Source organism: Thermococcus gammatolerans EJ3 (genome assembly GCF_000022365.1).
Classification (GTDB): Archaea; Methanobacteriota_B; Thermococci; order Thermococcales; family Thermococcaceae; genus Thermococcus; species Thermococcus gammatolerans.
Window position 1 is genome coordinate 318,642 of sequence record NC_012804.1, and the last position, 22,737, is coordinate 341,378.

Here is a 22,737-nt window from a genome sequence, read left to right on the forward strand (position 1 = left end):
TTTAAATGGCAAAGAACATCCTCGAGGTTAGAAACCTGAAGATGTATTACTTCACGAACAGGGGTATGGTCCGTGCCGTCGACGACATAAGCTTTGACCTCAAAAAAGGAGAAGTCCTGGGACTTGCCGGTGAGAGCGGTTGCGGCAAGTCCTCCCTTGGTTTTACCCTCATGGGAATGCCAACCCCTCCGGGGAAGATAGTCGACGGAAGCATCAAGATTGACGGCAGGGAAATCGTTGGTCTTCCGGAAGATGTCCTCAGGAAGGAGATCCGCTGGCAGAAGATTTCGATGATATTCCAGGGAGCCATGAACGCCCTTAACCCAGTTTACACCGTTGGGTACCAGATGATAGAGCCTTTAGTCCTCCACAAGGGTATGAGCAAGGACGAGGCCCTGGACAGGGCTCAGAAATACCTTGAGCTCGTAGGTCTCGACCCCGAGATCGTCTACCGCTACCCACACGAGCTGAGCGGTGGTATGAAGCAGCGTGTCATTATAGCTTCCGCCCTCCTGCTTGAGCCCGACGTTGTCATTGCGGACGAGCCAACAACGGCTCTGGACGTCGTTGTTCAGGCCCAGATCATAAACCTGATGAAGAAGCTGAAGAAGGATCTTGGCCTCTCAATGATATTCATCACCCACGACCTCAGCATCTTGGCTGAGATCAGTGACAAAGTTGCCATCATGTATGCGGGGAAGATCATTGAGATCGGCGACAGTGAGAAAATATACTACGAGCCCGCTCACCCGTACACACAGAAATTACTCGCTTCTATTCCAAGGCTCCATGAGGACGTTGAAAAGCTCGAGTTCATCCCGGGACAGCCGCCCAACCTCATTAACCCGCCGAAGGGCTGCCGCTTCCACCCGAGGTGCCCCTACGCGATGGACGTTTGTAAGGAGCAGGAGCCTGAACTGAAGGAGATTGATAAGGATCACTATGCCGCATGCTGGCTGCTGTGAGGTGTGAGAAATGGCCGAGCCGGTGCTTAAAGTTGAAAACCTTAAGAAATACTTCCCGATTAAGAGGAGTTTCATCGATACCCTCAAGGGTGCTCCCCAGAGGTACGTCAAGGCCGTTGATGGCATAAGCTTTGAGATAGGGAAGCAGCAGGTCTTTGCCCTCGTCGGTGAAAGCGGCTGTGGTAAATCAACGACAGGAAAGCTCATAGTTAAGTTACTTGAGCCAACCGACGGGAGAATATACCTTGAGGGGCAGGACGTTACAGACATAGTCACAAAGGAGGAGGTACTGGCTTACAGGCGTAAGGTTCAGATAATATTCCAGGATCCCTTCAGCTCTATGAACCCCCGTTTCAGGATCTTTGATATTCTCGAGGAGCCGCTTCTCATCCACGGTATCGGTGAAACAAGGGCGGAGCGTGAGGAGCTGATCTACAAGGCCCTTGAGATGGTTAAGATAACCCCGCCGGAGGACTACGTTGGCAGGTTCCCGCACATGCTATCCGGTGGTCAGAGACAGCGCGTTGCTATAGCCAGGGCCCTCATTCTCAACCCGACCTTCATCGTCGCCGACGAGCCGGTCTCGATGCTCGACGTTTCAATCCGCGCCGAGATCCTTGAGCTGATGAAGGAACTCAAAGAAAAGATGGGCGTCACCTATCTCTACATCACCCACGACATGTCCACTGCAAGGTACTTCGCCGACTGGATGGCAGTCATGTACCTCGGAAGGATTGTGGAGATGGGTCCAGCAAAGCGCGTTATTGACAACCCGCTTCACCCGTATACAAGAGCCCTGCTTGCTGCAGTTCCGGAACCAAAGCCAGAGAGGAGAAAGGTCATCAAGGAACTTCCCATCAAGGGTGAGGTTCCAAGCGCCGCCAACGTTCCACCCGGATGCCGCTTCCACCCGAGGTGTATCTACGCCCAGAAGGGTCTGTGTGACGTTGAGCAGCCAAAGCTCATCGAGTACGAACACAACCACTGGGCCGAGTGCCATCTTGTGGGCAAGTTCTGACCCTTCTTCACTTTTTATCGGTGGTCAAAATGGTTCTCGAACCCCTGAGGCTAGCTTTTAGGTACCCTCACATCAAGGTGGGCTTTACCTTCCTCTTTCTAGCGCTTATTATAGCCCTTGCGGGGACCTATGGCGTTGATAAAAGCTACCACGAGAGCGGAACGCTTAAACCTGGACTGAACGTGCTGGGCAACAGCAATTTTGAACGGGACTATTACTACTACAACCGAACTCTCGTGCTTAAATCAAAGTACGGCGAGGTTAAGGTCAACAACATCACCTATCAGGTGTACGATACCCTTAACCTGACCCTGAACTCGCGGCCTCACGTTGAGCTTATTTCAGGGAACGTCAGTTATGATTACACTTCCCGGGCCGTTGACTACCCATTTGCACCTGCATCACTGATAGCCTTTGTGTTCTTCTTGACAGGACTGGTGCTCTCAGTGCTCGGTTACATGAGGATGATGAGCGACCTTAGATCCGGGTGAGGTGAGCCGATGAAGCGCGGCTACATTCTCGTTTTTCTCGCCGCCTCAACCTGGGGAACGATAGGTATATTCGCCACTTACATCTACCGCTACAAGGTTGATCCCTTTACGATGGTCTTCTGGCGCGTCCTCTTTGCGCTGGTAATCCTCGGCACTTACGTGTCCCTCTTCCTCCGCGAAAATCCCTTCATCCGCGAGAAGTTGTGGTTCTACGCGGTTTATGGCCTAGTTGGGGTCTTCGCCTTTTACACCCTCTACTTCTACACCGTCAAAATCTCCTCTGTCGGCTTCGCGGTTCTGCTCATTTACACCGCCCCGGCCTTCTCGGTAATCCTCGGCAGGCTGATCTTCAGGGAACCTATAACTGCTGAGAAGATAACCGCTCTGGTAATGGTTTTGGTGGGGGTCATCCTAGTTGCGGGAAACGTGGACTTCAAGGTGAGCAACGTTGCACTCCTTACGGGAATAGCGACGGGCTTCACCTACGCTCTCTATGGAGTCCTGGCCAAGTTCGGTGTCAGAAACGAGAGGCCCGAGAGGGTTCTCTTCATGACCCTGCTCTTTGGCCTGCTCTTCCTAGCCCCCTTTTCGAAGTTCTCCGTTCCGACAGGTGCTATTCCCTACCTCCTCGGTCTGGCCTTCTTCCCGACTTTCCTTGGTTACACCCTTTACAACCACGCCCTCAAGGAAGTCGAGGTCAGCAGGGCCAGTATAGTGGCGACCGTTGAGCCGGTGGTGGCGATAGTCCTCGCGTACCTTCTCTTTGGAGAGAAGCTTACCCCACTCCAGCTCCTTGGTGGGACTCTCATAATAGGGGCCTCGGTCCTCGTGCACTTGAGGGAAGGGAGGAACGGGAGGGCTCAGATGTAAAAGTATCTCTCCAGCTCCCACTCGGTGACCTTCTTAGTCTCCAGTGGAAGCTCCCTGCTTTCAATGTATGCAACGTATTCACTCCACTCCCTCTCTTTGTAGGCTATGAAGTTCTCGTATGCCCCGGCCAGCGCTTCCTTGATTATTTTGTCCCTTCTGAGCTCTTCTAAAGCTTCTCCGAGGCTTCCTGGCAGGGTCTCGATTCCAGCTTTGTTCCTCTCCTCTTCGCTCATTTCGTAAACGTTGGTCTCGACGTATGCCTCTGGCTCGAGCTTCCTCTTGATTCCATCAAGGCCTGCTATGAGTACGGCGGCTATGGCCAGATATGGGTTGGCACTCGGGTCGGGACAGCGGTACTCTATCCTGGCCCCGTTTCCAGAAAAGGCCGGGACGCGAATTAGTGTGCTCCTGTTCTTGTAACCCCAGCTGATGTAAACCGGTGCTTCATAGCCTGGAACGAGGCGCTTGTAGCTGTTTACGGTTGGATTGGTCAGCGCTGTTAGGGCCTTCGCGTGCTTAAGGATTCCCGCCATAAAGTGAAGCGCCGTTTCGCTCAGCCCGTCCTCGCCGATAAAAACGTTCTCTCCGTCCTTCCAGAGGCTTATGTGGAGGTGCATCCCGTTGCCCGGATAGCCGTAGAGGGGCTTCGGCATGAACGTAGCGTGTAAACCGCGCATTTCAGCGACGGCCTTGACGATGTACTTGAAGCTCACGATGTTGTCGGCCGTCTTGAGTGCCTCGTCGTAGCGGAAATCAATCTCGTGCTGAGCCTTTCCAACCTCGTGGTGGAGTACTTCGGGAATGAGACCAAAGGCCGGCATGTAGAGGGCTATCTCTCTCCTCAGCTCCCTCGCCTTGTCAAGGGCCACGAGGTCGAAGTAGCCCCCGATGTCAGGTATGTGGAGCTCCCAGGTTCCGTTCTTCTTTAGGATGTAGAACTCGGGCTCTGGCCCGATGTATGCATTAAACCCCTCCTTTTCAAGCATCTCGAGGGCCCTCTTAAGAACTCCCCTCGGGTCAGCCCCGTAGGGCTTTCCATCCTTGTAGATGTAGCCGTAGACCCTCGCTATACCCTCCCAGGGAACTTCAGCGTAGGTGCTTGGATCGGCTTTGAAAAGGAGGTCACTGTCCTCTATCCCCTGAAACCCAGCAATCGAGGAGCCATCGAAGGCTATGCCCTCCTCGATTGCCTCCTCGTATCTTGTTATCGGGATCTCCATCCCCTTTGGAATGCCGTTTATGTCCACGAAAACCAGTTGGATGAAGTGTGGCCTCGGTCTCTCCATCGGGAGTGCCCCAGTGGTTCCCCTGAGGCCCTTTATTTCGTTCATTTTTGCACCACCTTTATGAATGTATGTTCATTATCATGACGCATTTTCTGAAAGATATGACCTATTTAACCTTTTTGAATGAATTTTTGTCAGAACGGCAAAATTCTGGGGCAGGAACAGGTTTTGAGTTAAATTTGTTTATCAATATCATCTTTATGTCAAAAATAGACATTTTTGTGTTTACCAAAGTTTTTCAGTTAAAGGCCCCTCTATATCACCATGCCGACCGCCGAGGAGATACTCCAGAAGGAGATATTCAGGGTTAACCTTCACCTGCCGCGGAGGAGGGTTGCCCTTGGGGAGCTCCTCAATATGAAGGATCCAAGGGTAACCCTGAGGGATGGAAGCGATCATCACTTCAAGAGGGACGAGCTCTTGTACCTTGCCTCCCTCCTGGGAGATGAGTCAAGACTTCTTAAGCTCCCGATAATCCTTGAGATAAGCACCCTTAACCGGGGCTACTTCCGTGTCAGGGGGAGATTGGAGGTCAGGGTAATAGATGAGATCCTTGGTGAGTACGATCCCCTGAACGAGAAGACCGAGGCCCTGTATCCCAGATACCTCCTGCCCCGGATCAGAAGGCGTCTCCCAACCACGACAACGTATGCGTTTATATCGGAGTGATGGAGATGGACGAAAACACGAGGATCCTGAGGGATTACTACTTCTTCACGATACCCCATATAACCGTTTTTGCGGGGGCTGTGCTGGGCATCCTGTTCATCCTGAGGATAGACGTCCGGATGGCACTGGGGATCTTTGCCTTTCTCTATGGGCTCATGCTCCTTACCATCCATGCCATTGTTTTTCGGCACTTTCGCTCCAACATGATATACCGGCTGGGACTTCTTTTCTCCCTCGTTCTGGTCATGACAGGCCTCTTTTTAATGTACGCAAGTATCTCAAACCTTTAGGGATTATTCTAAACCCTCGAAATATTTTTAAGTCGGGCCGCTCCTATCATATCAGTCTCGAAGGTGGTGATGGCTATGCGTTCGCTCGGGTTTTTAACTTTGATCGTGCTCTTTACGGCGCTATTCTCCCTTCCACCGGTTTCATCCAGCGATAATCCCTCCCTGACTACGAGGGATGTAATAACGGTTCTCTCGGGGGAGTTCTTATCCGATTCGATTGAAGTTATCAACGAAGCCCCCTTCAACTTCACAGCCGTGGTTTACATCGAATACACCGTCTCGGGCCGTCCGAAGGATCTGATAAACTTCACCCCAATCTACACTGTCTTTAAGAACTGGAAATCCGGCGAATCCCAGGAGCTTCCCTTCAACATTTCCGTTTCCTCAAACGTTGCTCCCGGATTTTACAGCCTGATTCTCCACTTCAGGGGCATGGCTGAGGACGGTTCCCTCCACGATCTCATCCTTAAGGTGCCCCTTCGTGTCAGTGACAACCCGATAGTTTTAAAGTCTGCCCGGCTTTACATCCTTCAGAGGCCTAACGCACCCTCCCCTGATCCTTTCAACGGTGAAACCCTCGTCTTGAGGGCGACAGTAGAGAACATTGGGAACACTCCAACTGGCTTCGTCCACTGGACCAACGTTACCTTTCTCCCAACGGGTGAGCTTGTCTACACCGCCACCGGCCATTCAGTGATCTCTCCCGGCACTGTTAAGATCGAGAGGAGAATCCCCGTCGAATGGAACTGGAGAAGCGGTGACTACAACGTAACTTTCACGGTTTCGTCCATACGGGGCAAGGAATATTTCTGGCGTGTTATTCACGTCTCCACTGGCATCGATTACATTAACGTTTCCCTGAGCAGAGACTCCGTTCTTCTAGGGGATGATCTGAAGGCATACGTTACCGTGCTCTCTGAGAGGGAACTGGAGGCCAACCTCAACGTCACGGTTTGGGGGGATGATTCCCTCGTGCTTTCCAAGGTTATTCCCCTTTCCCTACATCCCGGGGCTCAGGTTGTGGGGGTAGACCTGCCCACAAAGAAAACCGGGGAGCTAATGTTCATGATGGAACTTTATCACGATAACGTTTCTCTTGCCAATACAACGGGAACCTACAGGGTCTTGGGTTATCCATTCATAGCCGGCTTGGGAAGGGAGTTAAACGGAAGTACCCTGAGACTTAAAGTGAATATCACGAACCCAAACGACATTTCCATGAAGGTTAGGCTCCTCTACAACCTGACCTCCAACGGTGTTCTCCTTTACTCTGACTCCAAGAGTTTGCTGCTGAGACCGGGCACCACCGTCGAGAGCTTTGATTTTCAGCTGGCATGGAACTCGACGGTTGAGTACAGCTTTATGCTTTTGGGGGATGGAAAAACATTCGATACCAAAACCGGCATCGTGAAAGTGCCTCCAAGGCCAGTTTCCACAGAATCGACGTCGTCAATGAACACGAGTTCCCAGACCGGTGGTGGGGGAAAGGGTAGCTCAGTGACTTATGTGATTGTCGTTCTGGCGGTTATTGTTGTAGTTATCCTGGCAGCTGGCATCTTTCTAGGATCCCGTGAGGAGGAGGGGTACGTCAGTCCCTGGGAGAGGGCCCGGAAGCCCAGGGTTAGGCCCAGGCCGAAGAGAAAGTCTCCCCTTGGCAGGTTTAAGCGGCCGAAACTTCCAAGGTTCATCGAGAACAGGGAACTTCCGCGGAGGCTGAGGAGAAAACCCGTCTCCAAGGTCAGAAAGAAGAAATGAGCCAAACCTTTTTATTCTCCCTTTTCTACCCCCTCACGGCGAGGGGGTCGGGGGCTCTCGGGGCACTCCCGAGGAAGTTCCGCCCACCGCACCGGGGCCGCGGTGCCGCAAGGCACCTCCCGAGAGGGAGGGCAACGGCGCAGAAACGACACGGCCCCCGGGGGATGTGGATGACGCGTGCGAAGGGCCCGGCGACGGGCACCGAGCTAACCCGCAGACGATCCCGGGGGATGCGGTGAAACGGCCGTCCCGCGGGGTGCAAGGCCGTAGCTGGGGCGATGAGTTCCCGGTGTGAGCCCCGTGGTAGGCCGCTCAGTCGAATGCCCCCTTGATACAGAAGGCGGGCTACGACCCCCTCGCCAAATCCAGCGCCGACGCAAGCAGAATGAGGGCGCCACCTATCACGGTCCTAACTCCCGGCACTTCTCCGAAGACCAAGAACGCGTAAACTATCGCGCTCAGCGGGTCAAGGTAGCTTAGCAGGGCGGCGTCCTTAACTTCCACCTTCTTCAGCCCGTCCATGTAGAGGTAGAGAGCTAAAACAGTATGCACGAGGACGAGAACCGCTATTGTCCACCAGACTGGGCTTCCAACGTTTTCAAGGACCACAAAAGGAATTAAAACGGCAGAAGCTATTGCCAGCTGGAGAAAGGTTAAGCTCTCCCCGTCAACGCCCCTCAGAAACCTGCCGAGGTTCGGAATCAGGGCGTAGAAGAGCGCTCCCAGAAACGCGAACACAATTCCTATGAAATCCCTGTCAGAGAGGCTGATTCTCTGAGACGAGGCTATGAGAAGCAGTCCCGTAAATGCTATGGCAAGGCTCAGAACCTTTCTCGCGTCGAGCCTTTCATGGAGAAAGCGCCACGAAATCAGCGTCGCCAGAACCGGGGCGGTGTAGTAAACGAGGACCGCGTTTGCAATGGTGGTGTGGTTGAAGGCCGTGAACAGGAAGACCCAGTTCAGAGCCAGCGCCGTCCCGAGCGCAAGCATATGATACGGCCTCTTTCTCAGCTCCCCCAAGGCATTTCCGAGCTTTCCCCTGAGGCCGAGGATTGGAAGAAGAACTACCGCTCCAAGCGAAACTCTGGAGAAGGCAACGCCCAGGCCAGAAAGCCCCGAGAGCCTGCCGAATATTCCGACGCTTCCCCATATAAGCATCGCAAGCGCTATCTGTGCCTTTCCTCGGTTCATAGTGAGCTCTCCCACTCCTCGTACGCTTCCTTCACTTCCTCCTTCCTGAACTCGGGGACAGCGTCTCTGAAGGGGTTGAACTTCTCAAGCTTCCTCTCGTCGTCGCCGATGTAGGTCGTCACCATCCCCACCTTGGAGTGGAGACTTGAGGGAACCCTTAGGATTCTTTTGAGGTCTATGGTGACCTTCCCGTCAAAGTATGCCCGTGAGAACGTCGTTGACAACGAGAAGAGCCTCATGAGCGTTTTGTATCCAATACCCTGGGGAAATGCTGTTAACATGGCTTTCCTCACAAAGCCCTCGTAGATCTCATCCCTCTCCTCGAGAATGGCCTCCGCCTGTCTTCTTTTGATCCCCACGTTGAGCAGGTGGTTGAGGTTTATCCTCCTGAGAAAGTACCCGAAACGAAGCCTGAACACCCGGAAGTAGCCCGCGGAGAGCATTATCCTCCGGGACTGGACGTCCTCAAACGTTATCTCCTCGGCCGCGCTGACGTAGGCCAGAATCTTTTCCCTGGCCTTGGAGTCAAGATCGAGAACCCAGTCGTCGAGCACCCTTATGTGGTAACCCCTCCCGGAGTAAACCACGTGGATCTCCTCGAATCCAAAGTCCTCCTTCAGGATCGTGAGAGTGTCGAGAACGAGTTCTTTGGCGTCCTCAAGGCAGAGGGGACACACCTGGCCGCTGGGGTGCAGATCCATGCACCTCCTAAGGGGCAGGTCCTTTGCGTCTATGTCAAAGACGAGCTCGGCTCCGAGCCATCCCTCCATCTCGGAGGGCTTCTCGTAGAGTGCAACGCTTGAGAACATGGCGTAGGGAGCGGTGGCCTTTACGTAGTCTTCCAGATCCCTTACGTCGCTGAACTCGTTTTTCCTGTCGCTCGGGCCTTCCCCGGTGTGGTCAAAGCCGAACTCCCTGTTTTCGAGTGTTTCCACTATGAAGTCTGGCAGCATTTCCGCGCTCCATTCCCTCTGGTAGTAGGCCTTTCTTTCTTCTGGCGTGACCTCCCGAAACAGGCTCATTCACCACCCTCCTTGCGTTCCAGGTACAGCCTCCTGAGGTAGTACGTCAGGGGATTCTTGATGCCCCTGCAGTACTTGTCCGGTTTGCACAGTGCGGGTGCGTTCGCCCTTATTTTGTCGCAGTTCGGTGGAAAGTACCACGTTGAATTTCCGCTGTCTTCGAGGCTCGGTCTCTCCGTAAAACCGAATCCCAAGTGGTACCAGATGTTCTTGATCTCGTTCGGCTGGTCCTCAAAAAGGGGTGGCTTACAGCGGTTTCCTGCCTCGATGATGAGGGGGAGTATCTCCCGCTCGATGATGCTCAGATCCCCAATGCAGTCCTTAATCCTGACGTTCCTCCGAGGGGGGTTTGGGCATATACGGGCGTAGCTGAGAAAGCTCGTGAGGAGAACCGTTATGGCGTAGTTCCTCATTCCGCTGCTGACGCCGGAGAGTGCCTTCTTAATACAGGGCGGAAATAGATCAGGCCGAAGGGGCTGAGAGCCTGTCGAACCTATGGCTTCTATCCTCTCCTTGAACTTCTCCCTTGCGATTTCGGCTAGCCTTTCCCTCAGGATTGAGTAGAACTCCGGGAGATCATCCCTGACGTCGTAGAGAACGTTTACGGCCCGTTCCAAGTTTTTCTCAAAGGCCTTTGTCCACAGGCTGAGGACTTCCTCCCTGCGGAGATAGGCCCAGCTGTTCCTTATGTAGACGTCCTTCAGGCTCCCCTCCCAGAGGGGAATGAAGTGCCTCAGCCACATCTTGTACTCTATCCGCAGTCTCTTCCGCTCTTCTTCTCCAAGCTCGCGGTACCTGCTCTTTTCAAGGATCATGCGGTCTTTTTCCGGGATCTCTCCATCGGAGACACTCTTGACTCGTAGCGAGATGTCCTCTAGAGTTTCAGCCTTTCTAAGTTTCGTCAGATATATCTCGGCGTTCTTGTCCCTGACGAGCTCCATCTCGAAACCGTACGGTGATAGTGCAAGCGCTCCAAGAAGGGCGTAAAAGGTCATCAGGTCCTTCCACTCCTCGGCGTTCAGAACGTTCTCGGGGGGTTTATTCTCCCACGTAACCCTCTCCAGAACCTCCTCCACGTCCACATACCCTGGAATCCTCTCAAGGAAGGCCTCGATTCCACCGAAGTCCTCAATGATTTTACGGGCCCTCCTCCCGAAGGGGTCGAGCATTGATGGCACCAGGTAAATGTCGGGGCACTGTGATAAAACCCTTTCGGGGAAAAGCTTAAATATCCATTTCTACCCACCTTTGAGTAAGAGGTGAACAAAAATGATGCTGATACTCGAGGAGTACTTCAAAAACTACCCTGCGAGGAGGAAGGTTGTGGAGTTCCTTTTCGAGAACGGTCTCTCCGTGAAGAACGGCAGGATATACCTCAGGAACGTGGAGATCCCGATAAGTGAGCTCGCAAGGGTCATCGGTGTGAACAGGAAGATAATATACCACACGGTTGAATACATCGAGAAAACACCCGCTCTAAGGCTCATATTTGAGAAACTAAACCCACTTCCAAGCCTTATCGACGTGGCACCTCTCATGGGATGGGAGGTGCTTGAGATCGAACTCGACAAGGAGAGGTACATGGAAGGGTTCTACAGAGTCCTCAAACTCCTGCACGATCACAACGTCCCGGTGATGGAAGTCTTCAGCAGGAACCTCCGCGAGGAGCCGAGCAAGCTGTACATAGTCATAGATGGAACCCTGCCGGTGGATGCCTTCGTTAAAATCAAAGAAACAGAAGGCTTTAGAAGGCTGATCATAAGAACGCCTGAAAAGGACAAGACGAAATTCGTGTGTGAGTACTGCGAGGTGGAGTACTGCCCCAAGAGGGCATTGCTTGAGCGTCTCTCTACCCGATGACCTTGAAACCCTCGAGCCCTTCCGGTTCTTCCCACTTTACCTCAACGCGGGTCACCCTTGCCAGTGGCGGTCCTTGATGGGCCCATCCTATTAATGCCTCGACCCTTTCCTCGTCCCCTTCAACGACTGCCTCAACGCTTCCGTCGGGCAGGTTCCTCACCCATCCTGCTAAGCCGAGCTTTCTGGCCTCCCTCTGCATACTCCAGCGGAAGCCCACACCCTGAACGCGTCCGTATATTCTTAGGTGCGCCCTAACCTTCCTCATGCACCATCCCGGGGGGATTTCTCCACAAGGGATTTAAGCTTTACCCGCTTACATACTTCCGGGGGTGTCTCATGGAGGCGATATTCGTCTACACGACGTTTCCTGACTGGGAGAGTGCCAAAAGAATCACCAGGGAGCTGCTTGAGAGAAAGTTGATCGTCTGCGCAAACCTCAGGGAACACCACTCCATGTACTTTTGGGAGGGGAAGATCGAGGAAGGCACTGAGATCGGGGCGATCCTTAAAACTGATGTGAGCAAGTGGAAGGAACTCAAAAACACGCTCAGGGAGCTCCACCCCTACGAGATCCCTATGATAGCGAGGATCGATCTCGATAAGCTCAACAGAGAGTACTCAGAATGGATGGAGAAGGTGCTCTTTGGATGATCCGGAAAGTCAAACCCGAGATACGCGTCGTTGGCTTCGATGACGGGACTTTCTCCTTTTCTTCAAAGGTTGCCCACGGGAGGACGATCCTCGTAGGAGTCGTGATGAAGGGGGCTAGGGAAGTCGTCGGGGTTCTGAGCAGGTGGATAACGGTCGATGGAACAGACGCCACCGAGAAGCTGATCGACGCCGTTGTGAACTCCCGCTTCAAGGATCTGAGGGTGATTATGCTCAAGGGGGTCACCTACGGGGGTTTCAACATCGTTGACCTCGATAAACTCTACCTCGAGACGGGCCTTCCCGTACTCGTCGTCATCAGGAAGAAACCCGATCTGAGGGCCATGGAGGCAGCTCTCAGAAAGCATTTCCCGGACTGGAGGGAGAGATTTGAAGTCCTCAGGAGGGCACCCCCGCTCTTCGAGCTCATCCCCGGAAAGCTCTACCTTCAGACCGTTGGGCTCTCCCCCGAAACTGCGGCCGAGATCGTGAGAACGACGACGAAGACCGGTTTGATACCGGAACCTCTGAGGCTGGCCCATATGATAGCCTCGGCCGTTATGACGGGTGAAAGCACGAAGGAGTAGGTTTATAAGGCAGGAAAAAGAGGAAGCAACGACCGATGATGGCAACAGGGTAGCTACCGAGCGATGAGGAAGCCGTTCCAGTCTGAGGTCAATCACATGGAACGAGAAGGACAGGGATCTTTGAGTCCCGCATGACCCTCTCCGCTGTGCTACCGAGGATCAAATCCTTGAGGAAGCTCCTGCCCTTCTTGCCTATTACGATAATGGTTGCTTTCTTGGCCAGGGCGGTTCCTATTATGGCCTGACTCGCGGTCCCCACCATCACTTCAAGCTCGAATTCGGCTTTAATTCCCTTTGCAGTCTTCTCAAGGTTCTTTCTGGCTATCTCGATGTTGTGCTCGAGTTCGTCTATGCCCCCGTAGTCCACAGAGTGGAGAAGTATTCCCGACTCTATCAGCTCTTCGAACTTCTTCACCGTCTTCACGATCCTGATTGAACATTTTGAGAAATCCAGGGCAACGAGGGGCCTGCTGAAGATCCCCGAGCACGATGGAAAAGTTGGCAGAATCTCTTCCTCTTTTTTCTCATATTTCAGGAGTAGAACCGGCTTCTTCGTGGCTCTGGCGAGGTTTGAGGCAGTGCTTCCCAGGAACATTCTCCTCCAGATGTTCTCCCCGGTGGTGGGAGTCACTATGAGATCTATTCCCTTGCCGCTGGCGTACTCTGCTATCTCAAGTGACGGGATTCCGATCGAGACGTACGTCACTATCTCCGTTTCCGGAAACATGCCCTTGATATCCCCCTTCAGCTTCTCAAGCTTTTCTTCGTAAACCTCCTGCAATGAGAATGCCTCGACGTCAAGGGTGGTGATATCGAGAACATGGAGCAGATGAAGCTCTTTAACCCCGGGTCTCACTATCTCAGGCAGGCACTCTCTGAGGGCCTTGAGAGAAACCTCCGAAAAGTCCGTTGGGTAGAGAATTCTCTCGAACATAACCTCACCCCGGTATTATGTTGTACCTTGATGCTTATTAGTGTTGCCCGATGACAGGAAAGCGTTATAACGTTCAGGTTCAAGTTTAAGCGGTGGTCGCTATGGTTAAGAGGGTTCACATTTTCGACTGGCATAAGGAGCACGCCAAGAAAGTTGAAGAATTTGCGGGCTGGGAGATGCCCATCTGGTATTCAAGCATAAAGGAGGAGCATCTGGCGGTTAGAAACGGCGTTGGCATCTTCGACGTCTCTCACATGGGGGAGTTCATCTTTCGCGGTAAAGATGCTCTGGAGTTTCTCCAGTACGTCACTACCAATGACATAAGCAAACCCCCCGCGATAAGCGGAACCTACACGCTCGTTCTCAACGAAAGGGGAGCGGTTAAGGACGAAACCCTTGTCTTCAACCTCGGGAACGATACCTACATGATGGTCTGCGATAGCGATGCCTTCGAGAAACTCGAGGCCTGGTTCAACGCCATAAAGCGCGGAATCGAAAAGTTCGGAAGCATAGACCTTGAGATTGAGAATAAGACCTACGACATGGCTATGTTCTCAGTCCAGGGCCCGAAGGCAAGGGATCTCGCGAAGGATCTCTTCGGAATCGATATCAACGACCTCTGGTGGTTCCAGGCCAAAGAAGTCGAGCTCGACGGGATCAAGATGCTCCTTTCGAGGAGCGGCTACACCGGCGAGAACGGTTGGGAGGTCTACTTCGAAGATAAGAACCCCTACCACCCCAATCCTGAGAAGAGGGGTAGACCAGAGAAAGCCCTGCACGTCTGGGAGAGAATCCTTGAAGAGGGTGAGAAGTACGGCATAAAGCCTGCCGGACTAGGTGCTCGCGATACTCTCAGGCTTGAGGCTGGCTACACCCTCTACGGCAACGAGACGAAAGAGTTACAGCTCCTCAGCACCGACATCGACGAGGTTACCCCGCTCCAGGCCAACCTCGACTTCGCCATCTTCTGGGACAAGGAGTTCATCGGTAAGGAGGCACTCCTCAAGCAGAAGGAAAGGGGCTTGGGCAGGAAGATGGTACACTTCAAGATGGTTGATAGGGGAATCCCAAGGGAGGGCTACAAGGTTCTTGCCAACGGAGAGGTGATCGGTGAGGTCACGAGCGGAACACTCTCGCCTCTCCTCGGAATCGGTATCGGAATAGCTTTCGTCAAGGAGGAATACGCCAAGCCAGGCCTCGAAATCGAGGTGGAAATCAGGGGCAAGCCCAAGAGGGCCGTAACAGTTTCCCCGCCGTTCTACGACCCCAAGAAGTATGGTGCCTTCAGGGAGGAGTGAAGTTTTTATTCCATCTCTCCCTATTCTTTCCTATGTCCAGGAAACACGAGATTGGAGCCGTTCTCCTCTGGTCAACCGTTGCTTCGGCCTTCAAGCTTTCACTACGGTACATGAGTCCCATACAGCTTCTCTTCTGGGCTTTCCTGACGTCGTTCCTCCTCTATGGAGTCCTCCATCTCCGGAGCTTTAGGTTCTCCAGAGAAAACCTCCGCTCGGCTTACCTCGGTTTTGCTCTTCTCCTCTACTACACCGTTCTCTTCTCGGCTTACGACCTTCTGCCGGCTCAGGAGGCGCAGGCGCTCAACTACACGTGGCCTCTGGCACTCGTTCTTTTGTCTGTGCCCCTGTTGGAAAGAAAACTTGCCCCGGACACCTTATTGGGCCTTTTCCTTGGATTTCTAGGCGCCCTTATCGTCGCTACCAGGGGCAGACCTCTTTCCCTCGGCTTCTCAAATCCAGTTGGAGACATCCTCGGTCTTGGAAGCGCTTTAATCTGGGCCATATACTGGCTTCTGAACGTCAGGGACGAGAGGAAGCTTGAGGAGAAGATGTTCTGGAACTTCACCTTTGCCCTCCTTTACTCTGTCCCGCTGATGCTCTTTGCGGGCTTTTCTCTGCCTTCCCCGAAGGGTCTCGCCGGTGCGGTTTACGTTGGCCTCTTTGAAATGGGCGTTACTTACCTCCTCTGGTACAGGGCTGTTGAGAGCGACGTTGCCTTTGCCTCGAACCTTGTATACTTGGTTCCGTTCCTGAGTCTGCTTTTTATTTCCATAGTCTTGGGTGAGATGATAGAAACTACAACGGTTCTCGGTTTGGTTTTGATAGTGGTGGGAATCCTTCTCGGGCAGAGATGAGCGTTGACCTCTCAACAAAGCTATTTGAAACGCTCTCTCAATGGGGCAGCTAATTGAGAGTTCATGCCAAAATTTGCAATTTTTAGAGGGACATTTTATTCTTCCGCCGGAGCTTCCATCAGAAAGGGCTGTGATGGTGCGGTGGCCGGGATTTGAACCCGGGTCACCGGCTTGGAAGGCCGGTGTCCTAGACCAGGCTAGACTACCACCGCGCAGAAAGTGGTGGGGCGAGGGGGATTTGAACCCCCGACACCCGGATCTTCAGTCCGGCGCTCTCCCAGGCTGAGCTACCGCCCCACGCCCAAAGATAAGAGCTTGGAGGGGATTTATAAATCTTGCGGTGGTGAGGTGATGCTACCCTTCGTTAGAGGACTTAGAGTTTGGGGCCTATTTTTTGAAAAGAACTTTCAGCTCCCTTTTATACATGCCCCAGTTCAGCCCGAAGTGGACTATTATCAGCGCGTTCATCAGCGGCCCTAGGACGTTTCTGATCCTGAAGAGCTGATTCTTGTTCATACCAAGGAACGAATGACCAGTTTTGCTGGTGTAGAGCACCCCCATCATGATGAATAGAACGCCAAGGAACACCACAAGCAGAAGCGTTGAAAGAATGGCCCGTGCCTTCACAATGTTCATTTTTTTCACCTCCTGAGAATACACTTCACTCCATAAAAACGTTTGGAAAGAACAAATGCTGTTCAAATCCTCGGCTCGACGGCGTAAACGGTTCTGTCCTCTCCTATGCCCTCAATGAGACCGCGGTGCCTCCTGACACAGCTCTCGCACTGGCCGCAGTGTATCGGTTTCCCGTCCTCCGTGAAGCCCTTCGGCATGTAGCAGGAGTTTGAGTACTCGTACTTAGCGTTCAGCTCCTTCAAAAGCCGCGCTATGCCCCTCTTGTCGAGGTCTATGAGTGGGGCAACAACCTTCACCTCGGCCATAGTCCCGTATTTTAGAGCCTCGTTCATCTTCTCGACGAACTCGGGGGTGTTATCCGGGAAGGTGACTCCTTCCTCAGCGTTGAAGCCGACTACTATGTCCCCGCCACCGAGGGCATCGAGGAGAGAAGCGGCAACGCTTATGAGAACGAGGTTCCTCGCTGGAACCCACACGCTCTTTGCGGTTTCCTGGGCAACGTTCTCGTCCTCAAGCTCCTTCACACTCACCCTTGGAGTCTCTCCTCCAACGAGCGTCGTTCCGCGAAGCTTTGAGAACTCCTCGAGGAAGTCGAGGCGAACTATCTTCAGCGGGACGTTCAGTTCCTTCGAGAAGAACTCCGCAACTCTGTTCGTAACGCGCTCCTCGTTGCTCCCGTAGTTGATGACGAGCATCATAACCTCGTCGTAGTGCTTTTTTGCCCAGTATAGGCAGGCCGTGCTGTCAAGCCCTCCCGAAAACAGCACCACCGCGCGCTTCATTCCAACTCCTCCGGAAGCAGTTTAATTCCAACTTCCCTTGCACGGTTTCTAAGCTTTTTGTCGTAGCTCGCGAGGGTTCCGACTTCCTTGGCCATAGCGAGGATTACAGAATCGTTGTAGTGCTTGAGACCGAGGTTTCCGTAGAGCTCGAAGGCTGATAGTAGATACAGCCTATCATCGATGATTTCTGCCCTTGGTTCTTCAATTATCTGTCTGACCATGTCTTCAGCGTTATTCGGGGGAACACCCATTTTTGCCAGTTGCCAAATGAGCTCGTAGAGGGTTATTGTAGGCACGACCCACTTATCAAGGTTCATTAAGATGTCAAGGGCCTCTTCGTGTCTCTCATAATCCTCAAACAGAGCATAAACGAAAAAGTTCGTGTCGATAACTGCTACTCCTCCCATCTCAACGCCTCCTCAATGGACTCCTCAATCATTCTTTCCATCTCTTCAAGGCTGTACTTTCTGCCCAGGCGGTAAGTCTTCCATTTTCTCTTTGCCCTTTTGATAACTATCTCATCCCCCCTCAGCTCGACGGTGAGGTATTCACCCTGCTTTATGCCAAGGGCCTTCCTGATCTCGGCCGGAATCGTTATCTGGTAGTTTCGGGTCACCTTCGTTACCGGCATAGTAGTTCACCATAGTATAGTAGATTTTTCTCCCATAAAGCTCTTCTGGCCAGAAGGAGTATGGGACAAAACAGAATGCAGAAATAAAACTTCACTCAAGGGCGAGGCCAACTATCTCACTCACGCTGGAAAAGCCCTCACTTTCGAGGTAGGCTTTGATGCCCTCGTTGATTTCCCTGAAAACCTTCCAGCCCCTGAGCGAGACCGCCGTCCCAATCTGGAGCGCCGATGCACCAGCCAGAAGAAACTCAACGGCGTCCTGCCACGTTGTTATCCCGCCGATGCCTATCACTGGAATGTCAAGAACCTTCGCGAGGTCGTAAACCGCTCTGAGTGCGACGGGCTTAACGCCTGGCCCGGAGTATCCACCGACGCGGTTGCTGAGGATTGGCCTCCTCGCGTAGATGTCAATGGCTATCGCCTTCAGCGTGTTTATCGCCGAGACTGCATCTGCACCGGCTTTCTCCGCCGCCAGACCGAGCTTTGTAATATCGTCTATGTTCGGCGTCAGCTTCGCGATAACCGGTCTGTCCGTCGCGTCCTTAACGGCTTTCACAACCTCATAGACGTTCTCCGGGTTCTGGCCGATTTCCATGCCATAGCCTTTAGCGTGGGGGCAGCTGAGGTTCAGCTCGAAGGCATCTGCCACGTCGCTCAGCTTTTCAGCTAAGAAGGCAAACTCCTCGGGCGTTCCGCCGAAGATTGAGACTATCAGCGGAAAGTCAAAGGTGTAGCCCTCAACCATCTCGAGGAAGCCCTTCCAGCCCGGGTTCGGCAGACCCATCGCGTTTATCAAACCACAGGGAAGTTCAACTATGGTGGGGTTGTCGTAGCCCTTCCTCGGCTCGATTCCGATTGATTTCGTAACGACTCCACCGGCACCTTCCTCGTGCGCTCGAATCCACTGCTCCGGGACCTTGTCGTTGATTCCCGATGCGAGAATGAGCGGGTTCTCGAAGCGTATTCCGAAAAGCTTGACCTCAAGGCTCGCCATCTTGACACCTCAAAGGCAAAAGGAGCGGTTTGCTATTAAGGTTTTTGTCAGAATTTTAGCGGCGGCGGGCGCGCCCGGGGGTGGGAACCCTCCGCCGCGCCCCTCCGCCGGGGCTCCCTCACCCCCGCTACCCCGGGAGCGCCGAACGTCCCGCCTACCGCTGCTCCCTTCCGGGCCTGGCGGGGTTCGGCGGGCAAAGGGCGTTAGCCCGGCCCTCCAGCCGGACCTCGCCCACCGCCGGCCCCCCGGGACGAGGGCTCATCGTTATACCCCGGCTTTGGGGCGCGGTTTTGGGAACCGCCCCCCGGGCTTCGGCCCCGGCATATCGGCGGTTTCCGGTTACAGGGGACGCCGAACCCCCCGGCCTAGCCCGCCGCCGGGATTAGTTCTCCATCCCAGGTATATAAAGGTTTGGTATGCTAAGAAACCAAAGGTTGCCCACCATCGGATTGAAAAATTTTCATAAACAGAGCTGAGCATCAATCCATAGGTGACCGTTAATGCGCCTCAACGAACATCCTGTTCTCAGGTTTAAACGCGGCAGGGAGGTCACGATATACTTCGAGGGACAACCGATAAAGGCATACGAAGGCGAGACGATAGCCACAGCTTTACACGCCGCGGGGATTAGGGTCCTCAACTATTCTCCAAACAAAAAGCGTCCGAGGGGGCTCTTCTGTGCCATTGGCAAATGCTCCTCCTGCCTGATGGTTGTCAATGGAATCCCAAACGTTCGCTCCTGCATAACTCTAGTCGAGGACGGCATGAGGATAGAGCGCCAGCACGGGAGGGCCAAGCTCCCGACGAAGGTTAAGCCGCCTGAATTCAAGGATGCGAAGGTAGTTAAGGCTGATATCATCGTCATAGGCGGCGGTCCTGCGGGGTTGATGGCGGCGATTCACGCATCAAGGGCCGGGGCTAAGGTCGTTCTCATAGATGAGAACCCCCGGCTCGGCGGCCAGCTCGTCAAGCAGACCCACAAGTTCTTCGGAAAGAGGGAACAGTTCGCGGGAGTCAGAGGGGTTGAGATAGCGAAAATCCTTGAGAAGGAGTTGAGGAAGAGCGGGAGCGTTGAAGCCTTCCTCGAAACCTCAGCAGTCGGCATCTTCCAGGAGGGCGAAGAAAAGCTCGTCTTAGCGGTCAGAAAGGAGCGCGAGCTGATAGAGTTCCGAGGAAGGGCAGTTATCGTCGCCACCGGCGCAATGGAGAGGATGATTCCCTTCGAGAACAACGATTTGCCCGGGGTTTACGGCGCAGGGGCAATTCAAACGCTCATGAACACCTACGGCGTCAAGCCCGGCGATAGGGTCCTCATCGTTGGGGCTGGAAACGTTGGGCTGATTTTAGGGTATCAGCTCATCCAAGCCGGTGTTGAAGTGAAGGCGATAGTCGAGGCCATGCCCAGGATAGGCGGTTACTTCGTCCACGCGGCGAAGGTCAGAAGGCTTGGAGTTCCGATACTCACAAGGCACACCATCCTTCGCGCCGAGGGAAATGAGAGGGTCGAGAGGGCAGTTATTGCCCAGCTCGACGAGAACTGGAGACCGATCCCGGGAACCGAGAAAACATTTGATGTTGACGTCATAGCTCTCGCCGTTGGCCTGAGGCCCAGCATCGAACTGCTCCACCAGGCCGGCTGTCAGATAAAGTTCGTCCGCGAGCTCGGTGGCCACGTGGCGGTTCGCGACGGGTGGATGGAGACAACAGTCAGGGGAATCTTCGTTGCGGGGGACTCCGCTGGAATAGAGGAAGCCACGACGGCAATGCTCGAAGGAAAGATAGCGGGCATAGCCGCCGCTCTCAGGCTCGGAATAGCGGACGAGAGCTGGGTTGAGGAGATAGAGAGGGCCCAGCGCGACCTCGATGAATTCCGCTCGGGCCCCTTCGGAAGGCGCGTGGCCGAGGGGATTAGAAAGGCCCTTCTCGGAGGTGTCGCCAGTGAGTGAAATTCCCGCTTATCTGAAAAACGGGTACATAACTCCAGAGGAGCTCTTCTCAATAATTCCAAAGCCGAGCGAGGAGAGGCTTAGAAAGGGGCCCGTCGCCGTTCCGGAGTGCCCGCAGGAGATACCGTGCGCCCCGTGCAGGGAGATATGCCCGACGGGCGCTATAAGCATGCCCACCCCGAACGACCTGCCAATAGTCGACTACGACAAGTGCATCGGCTGCTCCCTCTGTGTCCAGATTTGCCCGGGTCTGGCCTTCTTTATGGTGCACTACGTCGGCGATAAGGCGAGGATTACGATGCCCCACGAGCTCCTTCCGATTCCGGAGCGCGGAGAAGAGGTAGTTCTGCTCAACAGGGTCGGCGAGCCCGTTGGCAAGGGGAAAGTAATCACAGTTGTCCCGAGGGAGAAAACAAAGGGTGACACGCCAATTATCACGGTCGAGGTGCCTATAGAGCTGGCGTGGGAGGTTCGGGCGGTTAGGGTTGAACGGAGGGGATGATATGGCGGGAAAGACGATTGTATGCCGGTGCAACGACGTTACCGTAGAGGAAATCGAAGCGCTCATCGATTCCGGCGTTACGGACATCGAGGAAATCAAAAGGCTCCTCCGCGTCGGCATGGGGCCGTGCCAGGGGAGGACGTGCATTCCAATCGTAATCTCAATCCTCGCGAGGAAGACAGGGAAGAAGCCGGAGGAAATCGCGCCCCCGAAGGCGAGGGTTCCGGTTCGGCCCGTCCGCGTTGAGGTCATCGTGGGTGGTGCCGATGAGTAAAATAGCCATCATCGGCGGCGGAATAATAGGGGTCGCAACGGCCTACGAGCTGGCGAAGCTCGGGCGAGGAGGTGGTCCTCTTCGAGAAGAACTACTTCGGCTCGGGCTCGACCTTCCGCTGTGCCACGGGAATACGCGCCCAGTTCACGGACGAGGCGAACATCAGGTTAATGAAGTACTCCGTCGAGCGGTGGGAGAGGCTTGAGGAAGAGCTTGGGGCGGATATAGGCTTCAACCAGACGGGTTACCTGTTTTTAGCGACGAGTGAGGATGAGGTCGAGGCGTTCAAGGCTAACATAAAGCTCCAGAACAAGTTCGGCGTCCCGACTAGGCTCATCGATATGGACGAGGCGAAGGAGATAGTGCCAATCCTCAACACCGAGCCGTTCTTGGCGGGAGCGTGGAACCCAAAGGACGCCAAGGCGAACCCCTTCAAGACGCTCTTCGCCTATCTGCGGAGGGCGAGGGAGCTTGGCGTTGACGCGCGCGAGCACACAGAGGTCGTTGGACTTGAGCGCGAGGGGGACACCATAACAGTGGTCAAGTTCAGGAGCAAAGGGAAGGTTGAGAGTGTCAAGGTTGACGTGGTTCTAAATGCCTGCAATGCCTGGGCGCCTCTAATCAACGAGATGGCGGGCTTAAAGCGTGACCTTGTCCCGATTAAGGCCTACAAGCACCAGCTCGTCAAGACCGAACCGCTTGAGAGGGGACAGGCGGAACCCCTGGTGTGCCCGCCGAGCTGGAACGACGCCTACATAATCCAGGACGGTGAGGACGGCGGAATCATCTGCGGTGCGGGGATAGAGCACGAGGCGAAGAGCCTGGACGACGTTGAGCCGACCTACGACTTCCTGCGCGGTGTTCTGAAGTATGCAGTAAAGATAGCCCCTCCGCTCCGCTACGCCCACATCGTCCGCCAGTGGGCAGGCTTCTACGCCAAAACTCCCGACAGCAACCCTGCAATCGGGAAGCTCTTGGACAACTTCTACATCGCGGCGGGCTTCTCTGGACACGGCTTCATGATGGCGCCGGCCGTTGCCCAGGCCATGGCCGAGCTAATCTCGAAGGGCCGTTCCAGGGTGCCGCTTGACTGGGAGTGGTACGACCCGTACCGCTTCGAGCGCGGAGAGCTGAGAAGCTCGGCGTTCCAGATTGGGTAAGCTGTTCCTTACTTTTTTTGCTTGTTCTTTAACATCCCTCCGTCAAGAAAAAGGTTATAAATCGAGCCGATTAG

26 protein-coding genes, 2 tRNA genes, 2 other RNA genes and 1 pseudogene are annotated in these 22,737 nt (G+C 54.1%); 17 read left to right on the forward strand and 14 right to left on the reverse strand.

What is annotated here, in order from left to right:
- The first annotated feature begins 5 nt into the window (after positions 1–5).
- Genes TGAM_RS01695 through TGAM_RS01710 form a run of 4 tightly spaced genes read left to right on the forward strand, consistent with a single transcriptional unit; the run spans position 6 to position 3,344 of the window.
- Entirely contained in the window at positions 6–965 is a 960-nt protein-coding gene (locus TGAM_RS01695) for an ABC transporter ATP-binding protein (protein WP_015857954.1), read from the forward strand.
- Positions 966–975: 10 nt separating this feature from the next.
- Positions 976–1,983 (forward strand): ABC transporter ATP-binding protein, encoded by a 1,008-nt coding sequence (locus TGAM_RS01700; protein ID WP_015857955.1) that lies wholly within the window; start codon positions 976–978, stop codon positions 1,981–1,983.
- A gap of 29 nt (positions 1,984–2,012) precedes the next feature.
- Positions 2,013–2,474: a hypothetical protein gene (locus TGAM_RS01705; protein WP_048811006.1), complete on the forward strand. Its 462-nt coding sequence runs from the start codon at positions 2,013–2,015 to the stop codon at positions 2,472–2,474.
- Positions 2,475–2,483: 9 nt separating this feature from the next.
- Positions 2,484–3,344 (forward strand): EamA family transporter, encoded by an 861-nt coding sequence (locus tag TGAM_RS01710; protein WP_015857957.1) that lies wholly within the window; start codon positions 2,484–2,486, stop codon positions 3,342–3,344.
- On the opposite strand, the gene glnA is transcribed toward TGAM_RS01710, so the two are convergent.
- Entirely contained in the window at positions 3,335–4,675 is a 1,341-nt protein-coding gene (gene glnA, locus TGAM_RS01715; RefSeq protein WP_015857958.1) for a type I glutamate--ammonia ligase, read from the reverse strand. The genes TGAM_RS01710 and glnA overlap by 10 nt on opposite strands.
- 219 nt (positions 4,676–4,894) lie before the next feature.
- On the opposite strand from glnA, the gene TGAM_RS01720 reads away from it, so the two are divergent.
- From TGAM_RS01720 to rnpB, 4 genes are all read left to right on the forward strand, one after another.
- Positions 4,895–5,299: a DUF61 family protein gene (locus tag TGAM_RS01720; protein ID WP_015857959.1), complete on the forward strand. Its 405-nt coding sequence runs from the start codon at positions 4,895–4,897 to the stop codon at positions 5,297–5,299.
- Positions 5,299–5,589, forward strand: a complete 291-nt coding sequence (locus TGAM_RS01725; RefSeq protein ID WP_337998395.1) for a hypothetical protein — start codon at positions 5,299–5,301, stop codon at positions 5,587–5,589. Before TGAM_RS01720 ends, TGAM_RS01725 begins: the two co-directional genes overlap by 1 nt.
- Before the next feature lie 69 nt (positions 5,590–5,658).
- Positions 5,659–7,344, forward strand: a complete 1,686-nt coding sequence (locus TGAM_RS01730) for a COG1470 family protein (protein WP_238516262.1) — start codon at positions 5,659–5,661, stop codon at positions 7,342–7,344.
- Positions 7,345–7,382: 38 nt separating this feature from the next.
- An RNA gene (rnpB, locus tag TGAM_RS10985) (RNase P RNA component) lies at positions 7,383–7,704 on the forward strand.
- Here rnpB and TGAM_RS01735 read toward each other — a convergent pair.
- From TGAM_RS01735 to priL, 3 genes are read right to left on the reverse strand one after another with little or no spacing between them, the layout of a single operon-like run.
- Positions 7,690–8,535: a DMT family transporter gene (locus tag TGAM_RS01735; protein WP_048811009.1), complete on the reverse strand. Its 846-nt coding sequence runs from the start codon at positions 8,533–8,535 to the stop codon at positions 7,690–7,692. The two genes, rnpB and TGAM_RS01735, sit on opposite strands and share 15 nt — an antisense overlap.
- On the reverse strand, positions 8,532–9,557 hold the full coding sequence (priS, locus tag TGAM_RS01740; RefSeq protein ID WP_015857963.1) for a DNA primase catalytic subunit PriS: 1,026 nt from the start codon (positions 9,555–9,557) through the stop codon (positions 8,532–8,534). The genes TGAM_RS01735 and priS overlap by 4 nt, the downstream gene beginning before the upstream one ends.
- Positions 9,554–10,726 (reverse strand): DNA primase large subunit PriL, encoded by a 1,173-nt coding sequence (gene priL, locus TGAM_RS01745; protein ID WP_015857964.1) that lies wholly within the window; start codon positions 10,724–10,726, stop codon positions 9,554–9,556. The genes priS and priL overlap by 4 nt, the downstream gene beginning before the upstream one ends.
- 100 nt (positions 10,727–10,826) lie before the next feature.
- Here priL and TGAM_RS01750 point away from each other — a divergent pair, with 100 nt between their 5' ends.
- Positions 10,827–11,417 (forward strand): hypothetical protein, encoded by a 591-nt coding sequence (locus TGAM_RS01750; RefSeq protein WP_015857965.1) that lies wholly within the window; start codon positions 10,827–10,829, stop codon positions 11,415–11,417.
- On the opposite strand, the gene TGAM_RS01755 is transcribed toward TGAM_RS01750, so the two are convergent.
- Positions 11,407–11,682, reverse strand: coding sequence for an acylphosphatase (locus TGAM_RS01755; protein ID WP_015857966.1), 276 nt, complete (start codon positions 11,680–11,682; stop codon positions 11,407–11,409). The genes TGAM_RS01750 and TGAM_RS01755 overlap by 11 nt on opposite strands.
- A 71-nt stretch (positions 11,683–11,753) precedes the next feature.
- Between TGAM_RS01755 and cutA the strand changes: the two genes are divergently transcribed.
- Together cutA and TGAM_RS01765 are read left to right on the forward strand one after the other, a co-directional pair.
- Positions 11,754–12,068 (forward strand): divalent-cation tolerance protein CutA, encoded by a 315-nt coding sequence (gene cutA / locus TGAM_RS01760; RefSeq protein WP_015857967.1) that lies wholly within the window; start codon positions 11,754–11,756, stop codon positions 12,066–12,068.
- Entirely contained in the window at positions 12,065–12,652 is a 588-nt protein-coding gene (locus TGAM_RS01765; protein WP_015857968.1) for an endonuclease dU, read from the forward strand. The genes cutA and TGAM_RS01765 overlap by 4 nt, the downstream gene beginning before the upstream one ends.
- Positions 12,653–12,740: 88 nt before the next feature.
- Here the strand turns inward: TGAM_RS01765 and TGAM_RS01770 are convergent, their stop codons facing one another.
- Entirely contained in the window at positions 12,741–13,586 is an 846-nt protein-coding gene (locus TGAM_RS01770; protein WP_015857969.1) for a universal stress protein, read from the reverse strand.
- A 101-nt stretch (positions 13,587–13,687) separates the two neighbouring features.
- Here TGAM_RS01770 and gcvT point away from each other — a divergent pair, with 101 nt between their 5' ends.
- Both gcvT and TGAM_RS01780 read left to right on the forward strand, forming a co-directional pair.
- Positions 13,688–14,884 carry a glycine cleavage system aminomethyltransferase GcvT gene (gene gcvT / locus TGAM_RS01775; RefSeq protein ID WP_015857970.1) on the forward strand — a complete coding sequence of 399 codons (1,197 nt, stop codon included), beginning with the start codon at positions 13,688–13,690 and terminating at the stop codon, positions 14,882–14,884.
- Positions 14,885–14,916: 32 nt separating this feature from the next.
- Positions 14,917–15,738, forward strand: coding sequence for a DMT family transporter (locus TGAM_RS01780; protein ID WP_015857971.1), 822 nt, complete (start codon positions 14,917–14,919; stop codon positions 15,736–15,738).
- A gap of 134 nt (positions 15,739–15,872) precedes the next feature.
- On the opposite strand, the gene TGAM_RS01785 is transcribed toward TGAM_RS01780, so the two are convergent.
- The 8 genes from TGAM_RS01785 to ffs form a co-directional block, all read right to left on the reverse strand.
- Positions 15,873–15,950: transfer RNA gene (locus tag TGAM_RS01785), tRNA-Gly, on the reverse strand.
- Positions 15,951–15,958: 8 nt separating this feature from the next.
- A tRNA-Phe gene (locus TGAM_RS01790) sits at positions 15,959–16,035 on the reverse strand.
- Positions 16,036–16,125: 90 nt separating this feature from the next.
- On the reverse strand, positions 16,126–16,374 hold the full coding sequence (locus TGAM_RS01795) for a hypothetical protein (RefSeq protein WP_148206245.1): 249 nt from the start codon (positions 16,372–16,374) through the stop codon (positions 16,126–16,128).
- 62 nt (positions 16,375–16,436) lie between these two features.
- Positions 16,437–17,156, reverse strand: a complete 720-nt coding sequence (queC, locus tag TGAM_RS01800; protein ID WP_015857973.1) for a 7-cyano-7-deazaguanine synthase QueC — start codon at positions 17,154–17,156, stop codon at positions 16,437–16,439.
- Positions 17,153–17,563: a PIN domain-containing protein gene (locus tag TGAM_RS01805; RefSeq protein WP_015857974.1), complete on the reverse strand. Its 411-nt coding sequence runs from the start codon at positions 17,561–17,563 to the stop codon at positions 17,153–17,155. Before TGAM_RS01805 ends, queC begins: the two co-directional genes overlap by 4 nt.
- Complete coding sequence (locus TGAM_RS01810; protein WP_015857975.1) at positions 17,551–17,787, reverse strand: AbrB/MazE/SpoVT family DNA-binding domain-containing protein; 237 nt, start codon at positions 17,785–17,787, stop codon at positions 17,551–17,553. Before TGAM_RS01810 ends, TGAM_RS01805 begins: the two co-directional genes overlap by 13 nt.
- A 91-nt stretch (positions 17,788–17,878) precedes the next feature.
- Complete coding sequence (locus tag TGAM_RS01815) at positions 17,879–18,781, reverse strand: dihydroorotate dehydrogenase (RefSeq protein ID WP_015857976.1); 903 nt, start codon at positions 18,779–18,781, stop codon at positions 17,879–17,881.
- A 62-nt stretch (positions 18,782–18,843) separates the two neighbouring features.
- Positions 18,844–19,157: signal recognition particle sRNA (gene ffs, locus TGAM_RS11005), an RNA gene on the reverse strand.
- 124 nt (positions 19,158–19,281) lie between these two features.
- Between ffs and TGAM_RS01820 the strand changes: the two genes are divergently transcribed.
- The 4 genes and pseudogenes from TGAM_RS01820 (at position 19,282) to TGAM_RS01835 (ending at position 22,663) form a co-directional block, all read left to right on the forward strand.
- Positions 19,282–20,727, forward strand: a complete 1,446-nt coding sequence (locus TGAM_RS01820) for an FAD-dependent oxidoreductase (RefSeq protein WP_015857977.1) — start codon at positions 19,282–19,284, stop codon at positions 20,725–20,727.
- Positions 20,720–21,229, forward strand: coding sequence for a 4Fe-4S dicluster domain-containing protein (locus tag TGAM_RS01825; RefSeq protein ID WP_015857978.1), 510 nt, complete (start codon positions 20,720–20,722; stop codon positions 21,227–21,229). The genes TGAM_RS01820 and TGAM_RS01825 overlap by 8 nt, the downstream gene beginning before the upstream one ends.
- A gap of 1 nt (position 21,230) precedes the next feature.
- The gene (locus TGAM_RS01830; protein WP_015857979.1) at positions 21,231–21,503 is read left to right on the forward strand and encodes a (2Fe-2S)-binding protein; all 273 of its coding nucleotides are present in this window, start codon (positions 21,231–21,233) and stop codon (positions 21,501–21,503) included.
- Positions 21,496–22,663, forward strand: a pseudogene (locus TGAM_RS01835) (NAD(P)/FAD-dependent oxidoreductase). Before TGAM_RS01830 ends, TGAM_RS01835 begins: the two are co-directional and overlap by 8 nt.
- The last annotated feature ends 74 nt before the right edge of the window (positions 22,664–22,737 follow it).

Bases quoted from the DNA above. Each gene is read 5' to 3' on its own strand.
- TGAM_RS01770 (WP_015857969.1), bottom strand. From the start codon at position 13,586: ATGTTCGAGAGAATTCTCTACCCAACGGACTTTTCGGAGGTTTCTCTC.
- TGAM_RS01720 (WP_015857959.1), top strand. From the start codon at position 4,895: ATGCCGACCGCCGAGGAGATACTCCAGAAGGAGATATTCAGGGTTAAC.
- TGAM_RS01735 (WP_048811009.1), bottom strand. From the start codon at position 8,535: ATGAACCGAGGAAAGGCACAGATAGCGCTTGCGATGCTTATATGGGGA.
- TGAM_RS01805 (WP_015857974.1), bottom strand. From the start codon at position 17,563: ATGGGAGGAGTAGCAGTTATCGACACGAACTTTTTCGTTTATGCTCTG.
- TGAM_RS01810 (WP_015857975.1), bottom strand. From the start codon at position 17,787: ATGCCGGTAACGAAGGTGACCCGAAACTACCAGATAACGATTCCGGCC.
- TGAM_RS01705 (WP_048811006.1), top strand. From the start codon at position 2,013: ATGGTTCTCGAACCCCTGAGGCTAGCTTTTAGGTACCCTCACATCAAG.
- TGAM_RS01725 (WP_337998395.1), top strand. From the start codon at position 5,299: ATGGAGATGGACGAAAACACGAGGATCCTGAGGGATTACTACTTCTTC.
- TGAM_RS01700 (WP_015857955.1), top strand. From the start codon at position 976: ATGGCCGAGCCGGTGCTTAAAGTTGAAAACCTTAAGAAATACTTCCCG.
- TGAM_RS01695 (WP_015857954.1), top strand. From the start codon at position 6: ATGGCAAAGAACATCCTCGAGGTTAGAAACCTGAAGATGTATTACTTC.
- TGAM_RS01755 (WP_015857966.1), bottom strand. From the start codon at position 11,682: ATGAGGAAGGTTAGGGCGCACCTAAGAATATACGGACGCGTTCAGGGT.
- TGAM_RS01830 (WP_015857979.1), top strand. From the start codon at position 21,231: ATGGCGGGAAAGACGATTGTATGCCGGTGCAACGACGTTACCGTAGAG.
- priL (WP_015857964.1), bottom strand. From the start codon at position 10,726: ATGCTCGACCCCTTCGGGAGGAGGGCCCGTAAAATCATTGAGGACTTC.
- queC (WP_015857973.1), bottom strand. From the start codon at position 17,156: ATGAAGCGCGCGGTGGTGCTGTTTTCGGGAGGGCTTGACAGCACGGCC.
- TGAM_RS01795 (WP_148206245.1), bottom strand. From the start codon at position 16,374: ATGAACATTGTGAAGGCACGGGCCATTCTTTCAACGCTTCTGCTTGTG.
- gcvT (WP_015857970.1), top strand. From the start codon at position 13,688: ATGGTTAAGAGGGTTCACATTTTCGACTGGCATAAGGAGCACGCCAAG.
- priS (WP_015857963.1), bottom strand. From the start codon at position 9,557: ATGAGCCTGTTTCGGGAGGTCACGCCAGAAGAAAGAAAGGCCTACTAC.
- TGAM_RS01710 (WP_015857957.1), top strand. From the start codon at position 2,484: ATGAAGCGCGGCTACATTCTCGTTTTTCTCGCCGCCTCAACCTGGGGA.
- TGAM_RS01750 (WP_015857965.1), top strand. From the start codon at position 10,827: ATGATGCTGATACTCGAGGAGTACTTCAAAAACTACCCTGCGAGGAGG.
- TGAM_RS01780 (WP_015857971.1), top strand. From the start codon at position 14,917: ATGTCCAGGAAACACGAGATTGGAGCCGTTCTCCTCTGGTCAACCGTT.
- TGAM_RS01815 (WP_015857976.1), bottom strand. From the start codon at position 18,781: ATGGCGAGCCTTGAGGTCAAGCTTTTCGGAATACGCTTCGAGAACCCG.
- TGAM_RS01820 (WP_015857977.1), top strand. From the start codon at position 19,282: ATGCGCCTCAACGAACATCCTGTTCTCAGGTTTAAACGCGGCAGGGAG.
- cutA (WP_015857967.1), top strand. From the start codon at position 11,754: ATGGAGGCGATATTCGTCTACACGACGTTTCCTGACTGGGAGAGTGCC.
- TGAM_RS01765 (WP_015857968.1), top strand. From the start codon at position 12,065: ATGATCCGGAAAGTCAAACCCGAGATACGCGTCGTTGGCTTCGATGAC.
- TGAM_RS01730 (WP_238516262.1), top strand. From the start codon at position 5,659: ATGGCTATGCGTTCGCTCGGGTTTTTAACTTTGATCGTGCTCTTTACG.
- glnA (WP_015857958.1), bottom strand. From the start codon at position 4,675: ATGAACGAAATAAAGGGCCTCAGGGGAACCACTGGGGCACTCCCGATG.